Source organism: Rhodoferax sp. GW822-FHT02D07, from assembly GCF_058802405.1.
In genome coordinates this window covers 39,200-54,480 of sequence record NZ_JBXAOD010000006.1, presented here as the reverse complement: position 1 = coordinate 54,480, position 15,281 = coordinate 39,200, and the positions used below count along the sequence as shown (strand labels likewise).

Genomic DNA, 15,281 nt, shown 5'->3' with positions numbered 1-15,281 from the left:
GGCGCGTCGCAGGCACCAAATGGATACGGGTTTCCCCCTAGAAATCCCGCTTTTGGGAGTAATCAAATTCATGCATCATTAGATCTTTGAATAGTAGACAAGCCTAAGTACAAGCCTCATATCCAGTGCCTTGGACTTGCGCTACTGTTCGACCCCGTGGAGATACATTCACGCTTTTTTAACCTGGAGTTCTTATGATGAAGATGAAAATCGTTGCTGCTGCTGCTCTGGCACTGTCTACCGGCATGGCCTTCGCCCAAAACGCGGTCGTTACCATCGCCCACGTCGGCCCCACCAGCGGCGCGATTGCCCACTTGGGCAAAGACAACGAAAACGGCGCCATCCTGGCCGTGGAAGAACTGAACGCTGCTGGCGTGACCATCGGTGGCAAGAAAGTCACCATCAAGCTGATGACCGAAGACGATGCTGCTGACCCCAAGCAAGGCACCGCCGTCGCTCAAAAGCTGGCTGACGCCAAAGTGTCCGGCGTTGTCGGTCACCTGAACTCCGGTACCACCATCCCCGCTTCCTCCATCTACAGCGAAGCTGGCATCCCCCAGATCTCCCCCTCCGCTACCAACCCCAAGTACACCCGCCAAGGCTTCAAGACCGCCTTCCGTCTGGTGGCTGACGACACCCAACTGGGTGGCACCCTGGGCAAGTACGCTGTGAAGGAACTGAAGGGCAAGGCCATCGCCGTGATCGACGACCGTACTGCTTACGGCCAAGGCGTGGCTCAAGAATTTGCCAAGGCTGTGGAAGCCGCTGGCGGCACCGTGGTTGCCAAGGAATTCACCACCGACAAGGCTACCGACTTCAACGCCATCCTGACCACCATCAAGGGCAAGAAGGCTGACGTCGTGTTCTTCGGCGGTATGGACGCCGTTGCCGGCCCCATGCTGCGTCAAATGAAGTCCCTGGGCATCAACGCCAAGTTCATGGGCGGTGACGGCATCTGCTCCACCGAACTCGTGAAGCTGGGCGGCGACGCCATTGCTGACAACCAAGTCTACTGCGCTGAAGCCGGTGGCGTGGAAGGTCAACAAAAGGTTGGCATGGAAGACTTCAAGAAGAAGTTCAAGGCCAAGTTCAATGCTGACGTTCAAGTGTACGCACCCTACGTGTACGACGGCGTGAAGGTCATGGTTGCTGCCATGGTCAAGGCCGGTTCTTCCGACCCCGCCAAGTACCTGCCTGTCCTGGCTGCTACCAAGGACTACAAGGGCGTGACCGGCAACATCTCCTTTGACAACAAGGGCGACATCCTGAACGGCGCTCTGACCCTGAAGACCGTCAAGGGCGGCAAGCTGACCGACCTGGCTGTGATCCGCTAAATCACAACCCCTGTCTTGGGCCACGCGAGTGGCCCAGCCAGCAAAAAGCGCACTGCATGCAGTGCGCTTTTTTTATGCCCGCTTGCCCGCGATCAACTGCGCGGCTGCAAGCCCGCCGGCACATAGCGCGCCAGCCGCGCAGCAATGGCCACCTCGTGCCGTTGCCACCACACGCCCAGCGCCACCAGCCCCAAGCCCAGCAGCGTGAGCGCCAGCGGGAAGAGCAAGCTGTCGCGGAACACCTGGTGCGACAGGTACCCCAGGTAAAAAGCCACGCCCAGCGCGCCAAACACCGTAAACACCCGCCGCCCGATGGCCGCGCCCACCAGCACCAGCGCTACATTGATGCCGGCATAGGCCAGCTTGCCCCACTGCGAATCGGAATCGCGCAGGCTCAGGCCGCCCCAGAACATGAGCGTGCCGAAGATGTAGAGCCAGAAGGCAAAGTCCTGGCGCCACTCCACATTGCGCGAGAGGCGGCTGCGCACATCCACCCACATCGCAATAGCCACCGTGCCGATGCCAAACACCAGCGACACATCACGCGTGAACTCCCAATCCCAGCGCTGGTCATTGAGCAGGCCGTTGGCCACATCCATGTTCATGTACCAAAGCGTCACGGCCAGCGGCATCACCATGAAAGGCAGGCGGTAGCGCCACAGCATGACCACGCCCGCCGCCAGCGTGGCGAACTCCAGCGTGAGCCAGCGCCAGTCAATGCGCGTGTGGTACGCAGAAAAATCGGCTGAACCACCCGGTGGCCACAAGCCGGCCACGCTCTGCGCGCTCCAGGCAATCAGCGACACCAGCACCACCGCCAGCGTCGCCAGCAGCCCCGCAGGCACAAATAACCCGCGCGCCTTGAAGTGGTCCGCCACCTTGAGGCAGGCCACCATGTAGGCCAGCGCAATCGCCAGCAGCGCCCCGGCACCCAACGACTGGAAGCCCAGCGTCATGAACAGGCTCATGGCGCCTATGGCTACCAGCCCGCCAAAGTAATAGAGCACATTCACAAAGCCAAAGCGCGGCCCCGCCACCACAGGGCCCGACACGGCACCCCGCCCTGCGCCACCGTGGCTCCAGCGTTGCCACAGGGCCTCCGCTTGTGTCTCACTGACCAGCCCCTCGCGGGCGGCCTCTTTCAGGTCTTCCAGACGCAGTTCCACCACCTGATTGGCGGTGTCCGTAAAGTCTTTGATGTGCATGGTGCATACCTGCTGTGGTTTGGCGCATATGTACCACAGGCAGGCTCCTAGAATCCGCCCATGCAAACCCCTATGCCTCTGGCCTCCGCATCTGCCCTGCCCGCCGTGCTGGCGGAAATCCATGCCGACGCACGCAAGCTCTTTGGCCAGGGCCGCGTGGCCAGCTACATCCCTGCGCTGGCCGAGGTGGCGCCGCAGCAGTTCGGCATGGCCATCGCGCTGGTCAACGGACAGACCTTCCAGGTGGGCGATGCGCAAACGCCGTTCTCGCTGCAAAGCATCACCAAACTCTTCACCTTTGTGCTGGCGCTCAAGACCGTGGGCAACGAACTGTGGCAGCGCGTGGGCCGCGAGCCCTCGGGCGCCGCCTTCAACTCCATGGTTCAGCTGGAAACCGAAAAAGGCATCCCGCGCAACCCCTTCATCAACGCCGGTGCCCTGGTTATCACAGACATACTCACCACCCGCTACGCCCACCTGGACTACGCGCTACTGGGCGCCTTGCGTCGCCTGACCGACGACCCCGACCTGAGCTGGAACGCGCGCATCGCCAAATCCGAGCGCGACACCGCGCACCGCAACATGGCCCTGGCCTACTTCATGAAGAGCTATGGCAACTTTGTGAACGAGCCCGAGCTGGTGCTGGACAACTATTGCCGACAGTGCGCCACCGAAATGAGCTGCGCCCAGCTCGCCCAGGCCACCATGTTCCTGGCCAACAGCGGGCGCGACCTGGGCCGCGATGGTCGGCCGGATGAACAGTTCCTCAGCGCGGACGACGCGCGCCGCGTCAACGCCCTCATGCTCACCTGCGGCGCCTACGACGCGGCGGGCGACTTTGCCTACCGCATTGGCCTGCCGGTCAAAACCGGCGTGGGCGGCGGCATTGTGGCCATTGCGCCCGGCGTGGGCACCATTGCCGTCTGGGCGCCGGAGCTGGATGCCAAGGGCAATTCGGTGCTCGGCGCCTTTGCGCTGGAGCGCCTGGTGCAGCACACCGGCTGGCAGGCCTGAGCAGAAACTTGCCAATGCATGGTGGCCGAGTACCATGCGAAACATAACAGTCGCAAAACAAGAAGACCCGGGGAGTCATAAAGCGTTGGAAACGTCAAAGACGTTGGAAAGAGGGGGCCGTATGTCCCTTTACTCATCGACACTGCAGGCCGCCACTGCATGCCTTCTCCTGCTAGCCAGCTGGTCCGCACAGGCAGAGAAGTTTTCTGTCTTCTACTCCCGCGAAATCCCCGAGGCCGACAGCCGCCTGGAATACCCAGTGCGCCTGCTGGAGCTGGCGCTGAAAAAATCCGGCGTGGAGTACGAGGTGCGCCCCTACCCCCGGCCCATGCCGCAGGGTGCGGCGCTGGGCCGGCTGGCCGCCGGCACGGGTGTCAACATCGTTTGGAGCATGACGTCCAAAGAGCGCGAAGACCAGCTCCTGCCCGTGCGCATCCCCATCGACAAGGGCCTGTTCGGCTACCGCATAGCCTTTGTGCGCGAACAGAACAAGGGCATCCTCAACAACGTCAAGACCCTGGAAGACATGCGCGCCTTTGCAGCTGGCCAGGGCCACGACTGGCCCGACACCGACATCCTGCGCGCCAACAACCTGCGCGTGACCACCAGCACCGCCTACGACGGCCTGTTCCCCATGCTGCAGGCCGGGCGGTTTGACTACTTCCCCCGCTCCATCCTCGAAATCTGGGACGAAACTGGCCTGGCCGGCAAACAACAGCTGGTGGTGGAAGAGCGCGTGCTGCTGCACTACCCCGCCGCCATCTACTACTTTGTCAACAAGAAGGACACCGCGCTGGCCCAGGCCATTGAAATCGGGCTCAACAAGGCCCAGGCCGATGGCAGCTTTGACGTGCTGTTCTTTGAGCGCTTTGGCGATGTCATCAAACGCGCCAACCTGCGCGGGCGCACCTCCATCGCGCTGACCAACCCGCTGCTCCCGCCCGAAACACCGCTGGGCCGCAAAGCCCTGTGGCTGGACGTCAACGCGCTTCCGAAGTAGCCCACTCCAGCCGGTTGCGGCCGTTGGCCTTGGCTGTGTAGGCCGCACGGTCGGCCCGGCGGATGTTCTCTATCGCATCCAGCTCCGGCGCCAGCATGGCCAGGCCCGCAGAGCAGGTGTAGCCAAAGTCCGGCACCTCCGGCAGCGGCGCAGACATGCGCACCATCTCCAGCACCCGCTGCACGATCTGCGTGAGCGCTGCAGCCTCGATGTTGGGGAACAGCAGCATGAACTCCTCCCCGCCCAGGCGGCCAAAGCCGTCCTCGCGGCGCAGCGTGCTGGCCACCAGCCGGGCAAAGTGCGTCAGCACCAGGTCGCCCGCGTGGTGGCCGTGCGTGTCGTTCACGCGCTTGAAGTGGTCCAAGTCCAACATCACCACGCCACAGGGCTGGCCCGCCATGCGCAACTGGTCCAGCCGCTGGTCTAGCTGCTGCAGGATGTGGGCGCGGTTGCTGATGCCGGTGAGCGCATCGGTCTGCGCAGCACGCAGCGCCCCGTCGCGTGCCAGGCGCAGCGCGCGCTCGCTGGTGCGCATGGCGGTAATGTCAAACGCCACGCAGAGCATCCAGCCCTGGTCGTCCACCGTCTCGGTCATGTAGATCCAGCGGCCATCGGTCAGGTCGGACTCAAAGCCGCGAAACGGCAGCTTGCCCCGGCGCGACTGGGCAGAGGCCAGCCAGGCATCAATGTCCGAGGTCTGGATGGCCGTGCCCACGCCCTCGTTGTAGCTCTTGCGCATCATGGCCAGCCAGGTCATCGGGGGGCAATTGCCAATGCCCAGCGCCTGGCGAAACGCCGGGTTGGCGTAGCGCAGGGTGTCGGTGGTATCAAACAGCGCCACCAGCAATGGCGTCTGCTCATAGAGCCGGGCCACATGCTGTACATGGTCTTTAGCGGACTGGGACGGCATGGGGCTGCGGACCTCCGGCAGAAGCGGTGAAATGGTTTAGTCCCCAGTGTAAGTAAGCCGGTGCCCCCCGTCTAGAATCGTTGTCATGAGCGCCAATACCCCTGCATCCCCCGCCAACGCCCCCGAAACGCCCAAAGTCAGCAACTTTCTGCGCCAGATCATCGAAAACGATCTGGAAAAAGGCACCTACGCCGCCCGCCGCTGGGCTGGCACCCCCGGCGACGCCGCCCACCACGCCGCCGGCCAGCCCGACCCCGCCAAGATCCGCACCCGTTTTCCGCCCGAGCCCAACGGCTACCTGCACATCGGCCACGCCAAGAGCATCTGCATCAACTTTGGCCTGGCGCGCGACTACGGCGGCATCTGCCACCTGCGCTTTGACGACACCAACCCCGAGAAGGAAGACACCGAATACGTCAACTCCATCATCGACGCGGTGAAATGGCTGGGCTTTGACTGGAACGGCAGCGCCAACGCCGCCCCCTACCAGGCCAGCGACTACTTCGGCTTCATGTACCGCGCGGCGGAATACCTCATCGAGGCCGGCCACGCCTATGTGGACGAGCAAACCACCGAGCAAATGCGCGCCAACCGTGGCGACTTTTCCAAGCCCGGTGTGGACAGCCCCTTCCGCGCCCGCACGCCCGCCGAGAACCTGGCCCGCTTCCGCGAAATGCGCGATGGCAAGCATGAAGACGGCAGCATGGTCCTGCGCGCCAAGATCGACATGGCTAGCCCTAACATCAATATGCGCGACCCGGCCATCTACCGCATCCGCCGCGCCACGCACCACAACACGGGCGACACCTGGTGCATCTACCCCATGTACACCTTTGCGCACCCTATTGAGGACGCGCTGGAGCAGATCACCCACAGCATCTGCACGCTGGAGTTTGAAGACCAGCGCCCGTTTTACGACTGGCTGATGGACCGCCTGTGTGAAGGCGGCCTGCTGGCCAACCCGGCGCCCAAGCAATATGAATTTGCGCGCCTGAACCTCACCTACGTCATCACCAGCAAGCGCAAGCTGGCGCAACTGGTGTACGACAAGAAGGTGGACGGCTGGGACGACCCCCGCATGCCCACCATCGTCGGCCTGCGCCGCCGCGGCTACACGCCCGAGAGCCTGCAACTCTTTGCCGACCGCATTGGCGTGACCAAGAGCGACAGCTGGATCGACTACAGCACCCTGGAAGGCTGCCTGCGCGAAGACCTGGAAGCCAAGGCCCACCGCGGCATGGCTGTCATCAATCCCGTCAAGCTGGTGCTCACCAACTGGGACGAAGTGATGGGCGCCGGCCACCTGGAGCCCTGCACCCTGCCCGCCCTGCCCCACCCGCCCGAAGGCTTGGAAAGCCCGGTGCGCCACTTCACCATCGGCAAAGAGGTGTGGATCGAGCGCGAAGACTTTGAAGAAGTGCCCCCCAAGGGCTACAAGCGCCTGTTCCCCGGCAACAAGGTGCGCCTGAAGGGCGGCTACGTGATCGAGTGCACCGGCGCCAACAAGGACGCCAATGGCGTCATCACCGAAGTGCTGGCCACCGTGGTGCCCGACACCAAGAGCGGCACCCCCGGCGCCGACACCGTGAAGGTGAAAGCCGCCATCACCTGGGTGGGCGTGGCCGACGGCGTGAACGCCGAAGTGCGCATGTACGACCGCCTGTTCAGCGACGCCCAGCCCGACGCGGGCGGCAAGGACTTCCTGGACAGCCTGAACCCCAATAGCCTGAAGGTGGTCACCGCGATCGTGGAGCCTTCATTGGCCAACGCCGCGCCGGATCAGAAGTTCCAGTTTGAACGGCATGGGTACTTTGTGGCGGATCGGGTGGATCACGCGGCGGGCAAGCCGGTGTTTAACTTGGCGGTGGGGTTGAAGGACTCTTGGGGTAAATAAAGGTTAAGGGGAGGAGACAATGAAATCTGAAAACAAAGCTATTCCAATAACAAGAAAAATAATAAATCCTGAAATTGAACAAGCAATCAAAAATCTAGTTTCTGGATCAAGAAAAAAAGAAAACTCAAGAGTACCAACGACTTCGTCGGCTGATATTAAATCAACACCAACATATACACGTAACCTAAGCGATGCAAAACAGCAGCTATCCAAAAAAATTGAACTGGGAACTCTAGACAAATCTATTTTCGAAGCGATATACGATCAATATGGATTTCTGCCCATTGAAGGATTCCTAGTTGACTACAAAAGAGATATACCAAAATCAACCAAAGAAATCCTCAAAACAATCAAACACATTCAAGCCTTTCACAACACCTATGGCGGATATCTTGTGTTTGGCGCAGAAGAACTGGAAAAGGATTCATTAATCTTACCCAAACATGAAACATTAGATGAAATCGACTCAAAGAAACTACGAGATCTTTGTCGCGAATATTTCACCGCTCCAATTGAATTACAAAGTCAAAAATTTGCAATTGACTATAAAAATGAATCCCGCGAGATTGTGATCGTACAGATTCCCAAAAGAGGTACTACTGATCCAGTGGCATGCAAAAAAAATGCAGCCTTTGAAGGAAAGAGCATTTTCAACCAAGAGCAGTATTTCATAAGAGATGGCGACAATACTGTTCCAGTAAGCACCCCATTACACTGGAAAACACTTTTTGGAAATCGAACCAACCCATATACATGCATTGAAAAAGCAATTGGTCCAATTAAATTTTTGCCCAACAACTTGCCAGACAGAAGCTTTATCTGTCAAAAACTTATTGGACGCCATGAAGTATTAGAAAAACTATTCCTATGGCTGTCTGATGATTTTTCTTGCGTCAGAGTACTTGCGGGCGAGGGCGGACTCGGAAAAACATCCGTCGCATTCGAATTTGCCTATGACGTTGCAAAAGAGCATCTTGGTAACGCAGAGGCCGTTCTTTGGTTCACTGCAAAAAAATATCAATTTCGCGCACTTGAAAATCAATTTGAAGAAGTGGCAATGGCTAGCTTCTCAAATAGCTCAGAATTATTTCGAGAAATAGCAGAAGAACTTGGAGCCACCTCAGAAGAAATAAATGAAGTGTCTGATGAAAAACTTCCAAAATTTCTTAAAACCCTCACAAATACAATTCCCTCCTTTATAGTAATTGACGATCTAGACAGTCTCGACATAAATGAACAAAAACGCTGCATAGAAGTATGTCAACAACTGGCAGGCTCCGGATCTAGGTTTCTATTCACCACGAGAAAAAATGCAACCGCATCTTCTTCAACCGCAATAGAAATTCAGGGCCTTAATGCAGACGACTATGCAAAATTAATTAGATCTTGGGAAGAGAGATTAAGCATAGCTAGCTTTCCAGAAAAGCAAGTGGAGAGGTTGCGCGAGGCTTCGCAGGGATCGCCGCTTTACACTGAGTCGCTGCTTCGCCTTATAAAGACAGGCATATCGGCCGTCGATGCAATTGCAAAATGGAAAGGCAACTTGGGTATAGAGGTTAGAAATGCTGCACTAAAACGAGAAGTTGTTCAATTAAGTGCAGAAGCAAAAAAAGTACTTATAACTGCAGCCATTCTTAGCGAGTGCTCCTTTGCAGAAATTAAGAACACCACTGGCTATTCTGATATTACCTTAACGGACTGCGTCAATGAGTTGCAGTCTTTATTCTTAATATCCGCACCCTCCATTGCAAATCAACCGCGCTTCAAAGTTTCAAATACCACTCGTGACTTGGTTGTCTCACTTGGCCCAGAACTCGTACCAGGATTCACGAGTTATAGCGAAGAAATTAAGCAAAAAAGATTTAAGCCGAAGAATCAACGAGAAAACTCACAACTCGTGGGAGCGGCCATAAACCAAGCCATGGCTCTGATTAGCGCAGGAAATCCTGACCAAGCTTTAAAGACTGTGGATGAAGTTTTAGGAAAACTTGGAGGAAGTAACTCTGATTTGCTGTTCATGCGCGCCAGAGCATTATCAAAACTAGGGGCATCGAAGAGTATTGAATGTCGGAGAGAATTCAAAAAAGCCCATGAAAATGGGCAACGTAAATTGAAATTCTTTCAACTCTGGTACGAAGTCGAGTCTGATTTGCATTTTTATGAAACAGCCATTGAAGTATGTTCAAACGCAATAGAAGCTGGAGCTGGTGAAAAGTCGGACTGGATGATCAACCGAGCGCATAGCCGAATCTTGTCAGCTTCCGCCCAAAATAAACGAGAAGATTGGGAGCATGTTAAGACACAGCTAAAGTCTGCAGCGGAAGATCTTTCTAAGGCCAGATCCGAAAAATCCGATTTAACATGGGATGCTACTTGGCAAGAGTACCTTTATCAGACGCATGACAGTATATGGAATCTAGATCAAAGACTAAACAACTCTATGCCTGAATTGATAAATGCTCTTGATAATCAATTGGCAGCCATCGATCGCGGCGATGCTAGATATCAAGTGTTTGTCCGCCTTCCAGTCGTACTTCAGGAAATGGAATCTATTTCTCTAAAAGATGGTAAAGAGATGACAACACGTGAATATAATTTACTGCAGAAGGCCGCTAGAGATTGTAAGTCAGCCATTTCGAAAGCCCCTTCAAATCTAAAAACATTGAGACCTTTTGAAATTGCAGCAAGAACTGTAAATCAATTTGTGAAAAACTATTCTTCTTAATTTTCTGATGCAAAACATTTGCTCTTCGATAACGGCAGATGAGCATTTACTATCTGCAAATCTAAACATTAAATTTTTGCAAAATTGACTTTTGACCGATCAAGACTCCTCCACTTCTGGTTCGAAGAACTAACCCCCAAGCAGCACTTCGTCAAAGACGCCGCGCTGGACGAAACGATTCGCGCGCAGTTTGGTGACACGCTGGAGGCAGCGGCGCGGTGCGAGTTGTTTGCGTGGCGCGCGACGCCTGAGGGGCGGCTGGCCGAAATCATCGTGCTGGACCAGTTCTCCCGAAACGTGTACCGCGACACGCCGCGCGCTTTTGCGCTGGACGCGCTGGCGCTGGTGTTGGCGCAGGAGCTGGTAGCCAGCGGGCAGGACCGCAGCTTGCCCGTGGAGCAGCGCATCTTTGCCTACATGCCCTATATGCACAGCGAGTCCGCGCTGGTGCACGCGCAGGCCGTGGCCCTGTTTTCGCAGCCGGGCATGGAATACAACCTGGACTACGAGCTGCGCCACAAAGCCATCATCGACCGCTTCGGCCGCTACCCCCACCGCAACGCACTCTTGGGCCGCACGTCCACGCCCGAGGAGCTGGCTTTCCTGAGCGAACCGGGGTCTTCGTTTTAGGTTTTCGGCAGCAGGTTTGCTACTCTTTTGGTAGCTGCTCGCGCATATTCCACGAGGGCTATGGCCACTTTTCTCTCATAATGCAAGCAGCCCCGCCCCAAAATCCACCACTTAGCCACCAGCGCTTGCCATGCAAAACCCTCCCGCGCAGCCACCGTTGGCAGCAGACCGTTTTGGCTGGCTAGAGCGGCCGGGGCGCGAGTTTCCGTTCTTCAACGACCAGCCCGCCCGCATCACGGGGTTGCAGTGGCTGCTGCTGATGGTGGCAGTGGTGGCGGGTTTGCTGGCGGTAGCACTCCCCATCGCTTGGCCGTGGGCCCCGGTGGGCAAGGTGGTGCCGGCCGTGCTGATCGTTGTGATTCCCCTTTGGGCCTTGCGGTGGGTGGCCCCGGCGCATTGGACGCGTTTGTTTGCCAAGGTGTCTGGGCGCGATGTGTTGTGGGTGTTCTTGTTTGCAATGCTCAATATCGGGGTGACTGTGATGGTCGGCCTGGCGCTCCAGTCCTTGGCGGCCGAGGCGCCCAACCCCGGCGTGGCGGCGTTGCAGTCCGCCAGCACCTGGGCGCGCTTGGCCATCTTTGCCAACATGGCGCCGCAGCTGCTGGGCGAGGAGCTGATCACCATCCTGCCCTTTCTGGCGCTGATGGCGCTGTTCACCCAGCGCTTTGGCGCCAGCCGCAAGGTGGCGCTGGTGGGTGCATGGCTGGTGTCTGCGGTGCTGTTCGGGCTGATCCACCTGCCCACCTATGGATGGAATGTGGCCCAGTGCCTGGCCATCATCGGCACCGCCCGCCTGGTGCTGACGCTGCCGTGGATCATGACCAAGAACCTGTGGGTCTCTACCGGCGCCCACATCATCAACGACTGGACGCTGTTTGGCTTGGGCCTGCTGGGCGGCAGCACCTTGCTTTGGGGCCAGCCGGGCGCTTAGGCTTGGCGCGTACGAGAATTCACCATGCCCATCACGCCCACCTACATCCACCTGCCCGATGGCCCGGTCACCGGCCCGCTGCACCTGCTGCCGGTCAACGCCGATGTACTGGCCGTGCATACGGCCGATGGCGCCCACGTAGGCTCGCTCAAGCGCATAGGCGCAGTCTGGAAGTTCAAGGCCATGGGCTACGACGCCACTGGCGCCATGGAGCCCGGCGGCGGGCCGCTGACACACCAGCACAACATGGTGTTCACGCAGCCTGATGTGATGGAGGTGAATGCGCGGTTGCTGGCGACAGGATCGCTACGCTTTTAGTAGCTGCTTGCGCACATTCCACGGGGGCTAGAAGCCAATTCTCTATTGAATAGCCTCTAGAGCCCAACCTTCACCCACCCGAGGTGAAGGCCATCTGGGCCGGGCTTACATCAAGCCGTCAGAGTACGGTGTCACGCCGTAGTAGGCGTGGACTTCTTTCGCCCACTTGGCGTCGGCCATGTCGGGCCATGCGTCTTTGTCAAAGCCCGGGGCTTGTTCCAGGCGCTTCTTGCTGACGTCCAGTACGAAGCGCTTGTTCACGGTGTCCAGCGCCAGTGCGTTCCATGGCACGGCAAACAGTTTGTCGCCCATGCCCAAAAAACCGCCAAACGACAGCACCGCATAGGCCACGCGGCCGCTAGGCACGTCCAGCATGATTTCCTTGATGTCGCCCAGGTCTTCATCCTGCTTGTTGTAGACGTCGTTGCCGTCCAGTGTGTTGGCACCCATCAGGTGCGGGCCGGGGCCCTTGCTGTTGCGGTACATGCCAAAGGTGTCTTGCTCTTGATAATTCATGGTGTGCCTTTCAAAGCGTTGAATCATTGGTCGACCACCCGGGGCCCGGGCAGAGGACTCAAGCTTCCTCCTGCAACGCCCGCGCGTCTGTAAGCCACCGCACACACGCTGCTGCGGCCGTTTCCTTTCTAGCGTTGCGGTGACGGTTTTGCTACGTTTTTAGTAGCTGCTTGCGCACATTTCACGGGGGCCGAAAGCCAATTTCACTGTGGCTTCTCTATCAAACTGTGCATGGTGCCGCCGCCAGTGGGCAGATAAAAATTCAGGCCTATGGACTGGACGGACCAGCCCTCTGTGTGGGTCCAGCGTTTGAAGCCGGTCATCACGCAGTCGGTGCTACGCACCTCGCCAGCCTCTGGCGGGCTGCCCAGCATCTGGGTGTAGGGCGTGAGGCCTTCTTTGGTGAGGACAAGGTAGGCGCGTTCGCGCGGGATGGGGGCGACGGGGTCAACCCCATCGGGGCGGAAATCAAAGGTGAATGGTGGCGCAGCGGTGGTGCCTTCCGCAGGCATGTGCGGGGTGAACTCGGCCTTGACGATGGCGCCGTTGGACTGGGCCCAGTGCAGGCGCAGGTAAGGCGGCTGCTCGGAGGCGGACCACAGCAGGTGCAGATCGTTGCCGTTGGTGCAGTACATGGGGTGGGCGATATTGCGGTCCGTGGGCCACTGGCCGCCCTGGCGCTGCTCTACGCGCACCAGGCGCGTGTCTGGCGCGGCCAGCAGGGATTGCGAGTACACGAGGCCTACGCCCGCAAGCATGTAGCGCTGCACGGGCTGCACCGTGTGCTCCAGCGGCAGGTTGTCTGCCGGCAGCTCACGGCGTTGGCTGATGTCGTAAGAGGCGGCGCTCAGGGGGCCTTGCGCCATGACGAAGGCCATGGCGGGGATGGCCACGATGGCCAGGCCGCTCATTGCCAGGCCCAGGCTTTCCGCACGCGACAGCGCGGGCCGCACCCAGCGGCCCGCTAGCGCGTGGCTGCCAAACCAGACCACGGGCGCCAGCGTGAACAGCGTGAGCAAGAAGACGCCCAGCGCCTCTGGCCCGCCAATGGCACGCGATGGCCCCCAGACGGAGGCAAAGGTGAGCGGCACCGCAATGGCAGACACCAGGCGCACCGCAACCCAGCTACCTACGCGCAGGCTGCGTTTGAAATACCTGCTCTCCAGCCATAGCAGAGCCACGACCAGGCCCAGTAGCCCCGCGGCCACGCGCCACCAGGCCTGCCGCTCCTCGGCGGGCATGCGGGCGAAGGTATCGAGCATCTGCTGCCATTCCATAGGTGTCTTGCCTCCTGGGTGCGCGCGCCTCTAGGCCGCCTCAAAGTCAATAAACCCGCGTTCCACATTGGTGGCGACCAATCGTACGCGCAGCTTCTCGCCCACGCGCACGGACTTGTCGCTGCGCAGCAGCTTGCCTTCGGCGGGTGGGTTGAGCAGGCGCACCCACATGCCTTCGGGGGAGTTGCCGGTGACGATGGCGTCAAAGCGCTGGCCGATGCGGGTTTCGAGCAGCAGCGCGGCTTCGGACTTGCGCATATGCCGCTCCACCTTTTGTGCAGCGTCTTCTTGCCGGGTGCAGTGCTGGGCCAGTTCGGCCAGCTCGGCGTTGGAATATGGCGGCGGCTGGTGGGCCAGTGTGGCTTTGAGCAGGCGCGCGGTGATGAGGTCGGGGAAGCGGCGGTTGGGCGCGGTGGAGTGGGTGTAGTCGGTCACGGCCAGGCCAAAGTGGCCCACGGGCTCAGCGCCCGGTGTTTCCAACACGTATTCGCCGCGCCCCATGAGCTTGACGATAACCAGCGACAGGTCGGGAAAACGCAGCGGGTCGGCCCGGCGGCGACGGGCCAAAAACTCTTCCAGCGCGCGCGAGTTGGGTACCTGCGGCAAGACCTCGCCATATTCCTGCGCCACGCCCACGATGCGCAGCCAGCGCTCGGGTGAGCGCACGACGCGGCGCAATGACGCCACGCCGCGCACCGCCAGGTAACGGGCGGTGCAGGTGTTGGTGGCGATCATGACTTCTTCGATGAGTTGCCGCGCGCGGTTGTGGGCTTGTAGCGCGATGTCGGACACGCGCTCGCCATCAAAGGTGACGCGGGGCTGAAAGCTCTCAAATTCCAGTGCGCCCACGTTGTGGCGGCGCGCGCGCAGTTGCTGGGCCAGCGCGTCTTGCATGCGCAGCTGGGCGTCCATGCCGGGCACGGCGGCCGCGGCCTGGGGCAGCTCCCCCGTGCCATTAAGCCAGGCGCTGACGGCGTCATACGCCAGCTTGGCCTGGTTGCGCACGCGGGCGCGGTAGATGGTGGAGCCAGCCAACGCGCCATCGGCATGAAACACCATCTCGGTCACCATGGCGAGGCGAACCTCGTGGGGGTTGAGGGATGTCAGATCGGTAGACAGGCGCTCGGGCAACATCGGGAAGATGCGCGCGGACGTGTAGACCGAGGTGGTGTTGGTGCTGGCGTGCTGGTCGATGGGGCTGTCGCGCGGCACCAGGGCGTCCACATCGGCAATGGCCACCCACAGGCGCACACTGCCGTTGGGCAGGGCCTCGGACACGGTGAGTTGGTCCAGGTCCAGGGAGTCGTCGTTATCGATGGAGCACCACAGCAAGCTGGTGAGGTCGCGGATGGCGGGGTCGGTGCTGTCACCCGTGGCAGTGATGCTGGCCAGTTGCTGCGTGACCTCCGCCGAGAACTCGGGCAGCAGGCCGCGCTCGCGCATGGCGTGGATGGCGATGCGAACCAGATCGCTGCGGTGGTGCGTTCGGGAATGGCCGTGGGAGTCCGTGTGCTTGTGCATCATGCC

Annotated in this window: 13 protein-coding genes; 8 read left to right on the top strand and 5 right to left on the bottom strand. The window is 59.4% G+C overall.

Translation table 11 applies throughout. The features are described from left to right. Positions 1-197 precede the first annotated feature (197 nt). A complete protein-coding gene (locus AC1RNN_RS14245; RefSeq protein WP_493090046.1) occupies positions 198-1,334 on the top strand; it encodes a branched-chain amino acid ABC transporter substrate-binding protein in 1,137 nt (378 codons plus the stop codon). Between the two features lie 92 nt (positions 1,335-1,426). Here AC1RNN_RS14245 and AC1RNN_RS14240 read toward each other — a convergent pair whose 3' ends face one another. After that, positions 1,427-2,539 (bottom strand): DUF2157 domain-containing protein, encoded by a 1,113-nt coding sequence (locus tag AC1RNN_RS14240; RefSeq protein WP_493089995.1) that lies wholly within the window; start codon positions 2,537-2,539, stop codon positions 1,427-1,429. Positions 2,540-2,599: 60 nt separating this feature from the next. On the opposite strand from AC1RNN_RS14240, the gene AC1RNN_RS14235 reads away from it, so the two are divergent. Together AC1RNN_RS14235 and AC1RNN_RS14230 are read left to right on the top strand one after the other, a co-directional pair. Then, positions 2,600-3,553, top strand: coding sequence for a glutaminase (locus AC1RNN_RS14235; protein ID WP_493089996.1), 954 nt, complete (start codon positions 2,600-2,602; stop codon positions 3,551-3,553). Between the two features lie 121 nt (positions 3,554-3,674). Continuing rightward, positions 3,675-4,553, top strand: a complete 879-nt coding sequence (locus AC1RNN_RS14230) for a hypothetical protein (protein ID WP_493089997.1) — start codon at positions 3,675-3,677, stop codon at positions 4,551-4,553. Here AC1RNN_RS14230 and AC1RNN_RS14225 read toward each other — a convergent pair. Further along, the gene (locus AC1RNN_RS14225) at positions 4,534-5,463 is read right to left on the bottom strand and encodes a sensor domain-containing diguanylate cyclase (RefSeq protein ID WP_493089998.1); all 930 of its coding nucleotides are present in this window, start codon (positions 5,461-5,463) and stop codon (positions 4,534-4,536) included. The genes AC1RNN_RS14230 and AC1RNN_RS14225 overlap by 20 nt on opposite strands. An 85-nt stretch (positions 5,464-5,548) precedes the next feature. On the opposite strand from AC1RNN_RS14225, the gene AC1RNN_RS14220 reads away from it, so the two are divergent. The 5 genes from AC1RNN_RS14220 to AC1RNN_RS14200 all read left to right on the top strand — a co-directional run bounded on the left by AC1RNN_RS14220 (position 5,549) and on the right by AC1RNN_RS14200 (position 11,961). Continuing rightward, entirely contained in the window at positions 5,549-7,357 is a 1,809-nt protein-coding gene (locus tag AC1RNN_RS14220; RefSeq protein ID WP_493089999.1) for a glutamine--tRNA ligase/YqeY domain fusion protein, read from the top strand. Between the two features lie 19 nt (positions 7,358-7,376). Next, positions 7,377-10,082 (top strand): RNA-binding domain-containing protein, encoded by a 2,706-nt coding sequence (locus tag AC1RNN_RS14215; RefSeq protein ID WP_493090000.1) that lies wholly within the window; start codon positions 7,377-7,379, stop codon positions 10,080-10,082. A gap of 84 nt (positions 10,083-10,166) precedes the next feature. Continuing rightward, the gene (locus AC1RNN_RS14210) at positions 10,167-10,712 is read left to right on the top strand and encodes a DUF924 family protein (protein WP_493090001.1); all 546 of its coding nucleotides are present in this window, start codon (positions 10,167-10,169) and stop codon (positions 10,710-10,712) included. A gap of 130 nt (positions 10,713-10,842) precedes the next feature. Then, a complete protein-coding gene (locus AC1RNN_RS14205; RefSeq protein ID WP_493090002.1) occupies positions 10,843-11,643 on the top strand; it encodes a CPBP family glutamic-type intramembrane protease in 801 nt (266 codons plus the stop codon). Positions 11,644-11,667: 24 nt separating this feature from the next. Beyond that, the gene (locus AC1RNN_RS14200; RefSeq protein WP_493090003.1) at positions 11,668-11,961 is read left to right on the top strand and encodes a hypothetical protein; all 294 of its coding nucleotides are present in this window, start codon (positions 11,668-11,670) and stop codon (positions 11,959-11,961) included. A gap of 105 nt (positions 11,962-12,066) precedes the next feature. Here the strand turns inward: AC1RNN_RS14200 and AC1RNN_RS14195 are convergent, their stop codons facing one another. The 3 genes from AC1RNN_RS14195 to AC1RNN_RS14185 form a co-directional block, all read right to left on the bottom strand. Continuing rightward, positions 12,067-12,477 (bottom strand): PRC-barrel domain-containing protein, encoded by a 411-nt coding sequence (locus AC1RNN_RS14195; RefSeq protein ID WP_493090004.1) that lies wholly within the window; start codon positions 12,475-12,477, stop codon positions 12,067-12,069. Positions 12,478-12,680: 203 nt separating this feature from the next. Next, positions 12,681-13,754, bottom strand: a complete 1,074-nt coding sequence (locus tag AC1RNN_RS14190; protein ID WP_493090005.1) for a hypothetical protein — start codon at positions 13,752-13,754, stop codon at positions 12,681-12,683. A gap of 30 nt (positions 13,755-13,784) precedes the next feature. Then, entirely contained in the window at positions 13,785-15,275 is a 1,491-nt protein-coding gene (locus AC1RNN_RS14185; RefSeq protein WP_493090006.1) for an RNB domain-containing ribonuclease, read from the bottom strand. Positions 15,276-15,281: the final 6 nt, after the last annotated feature.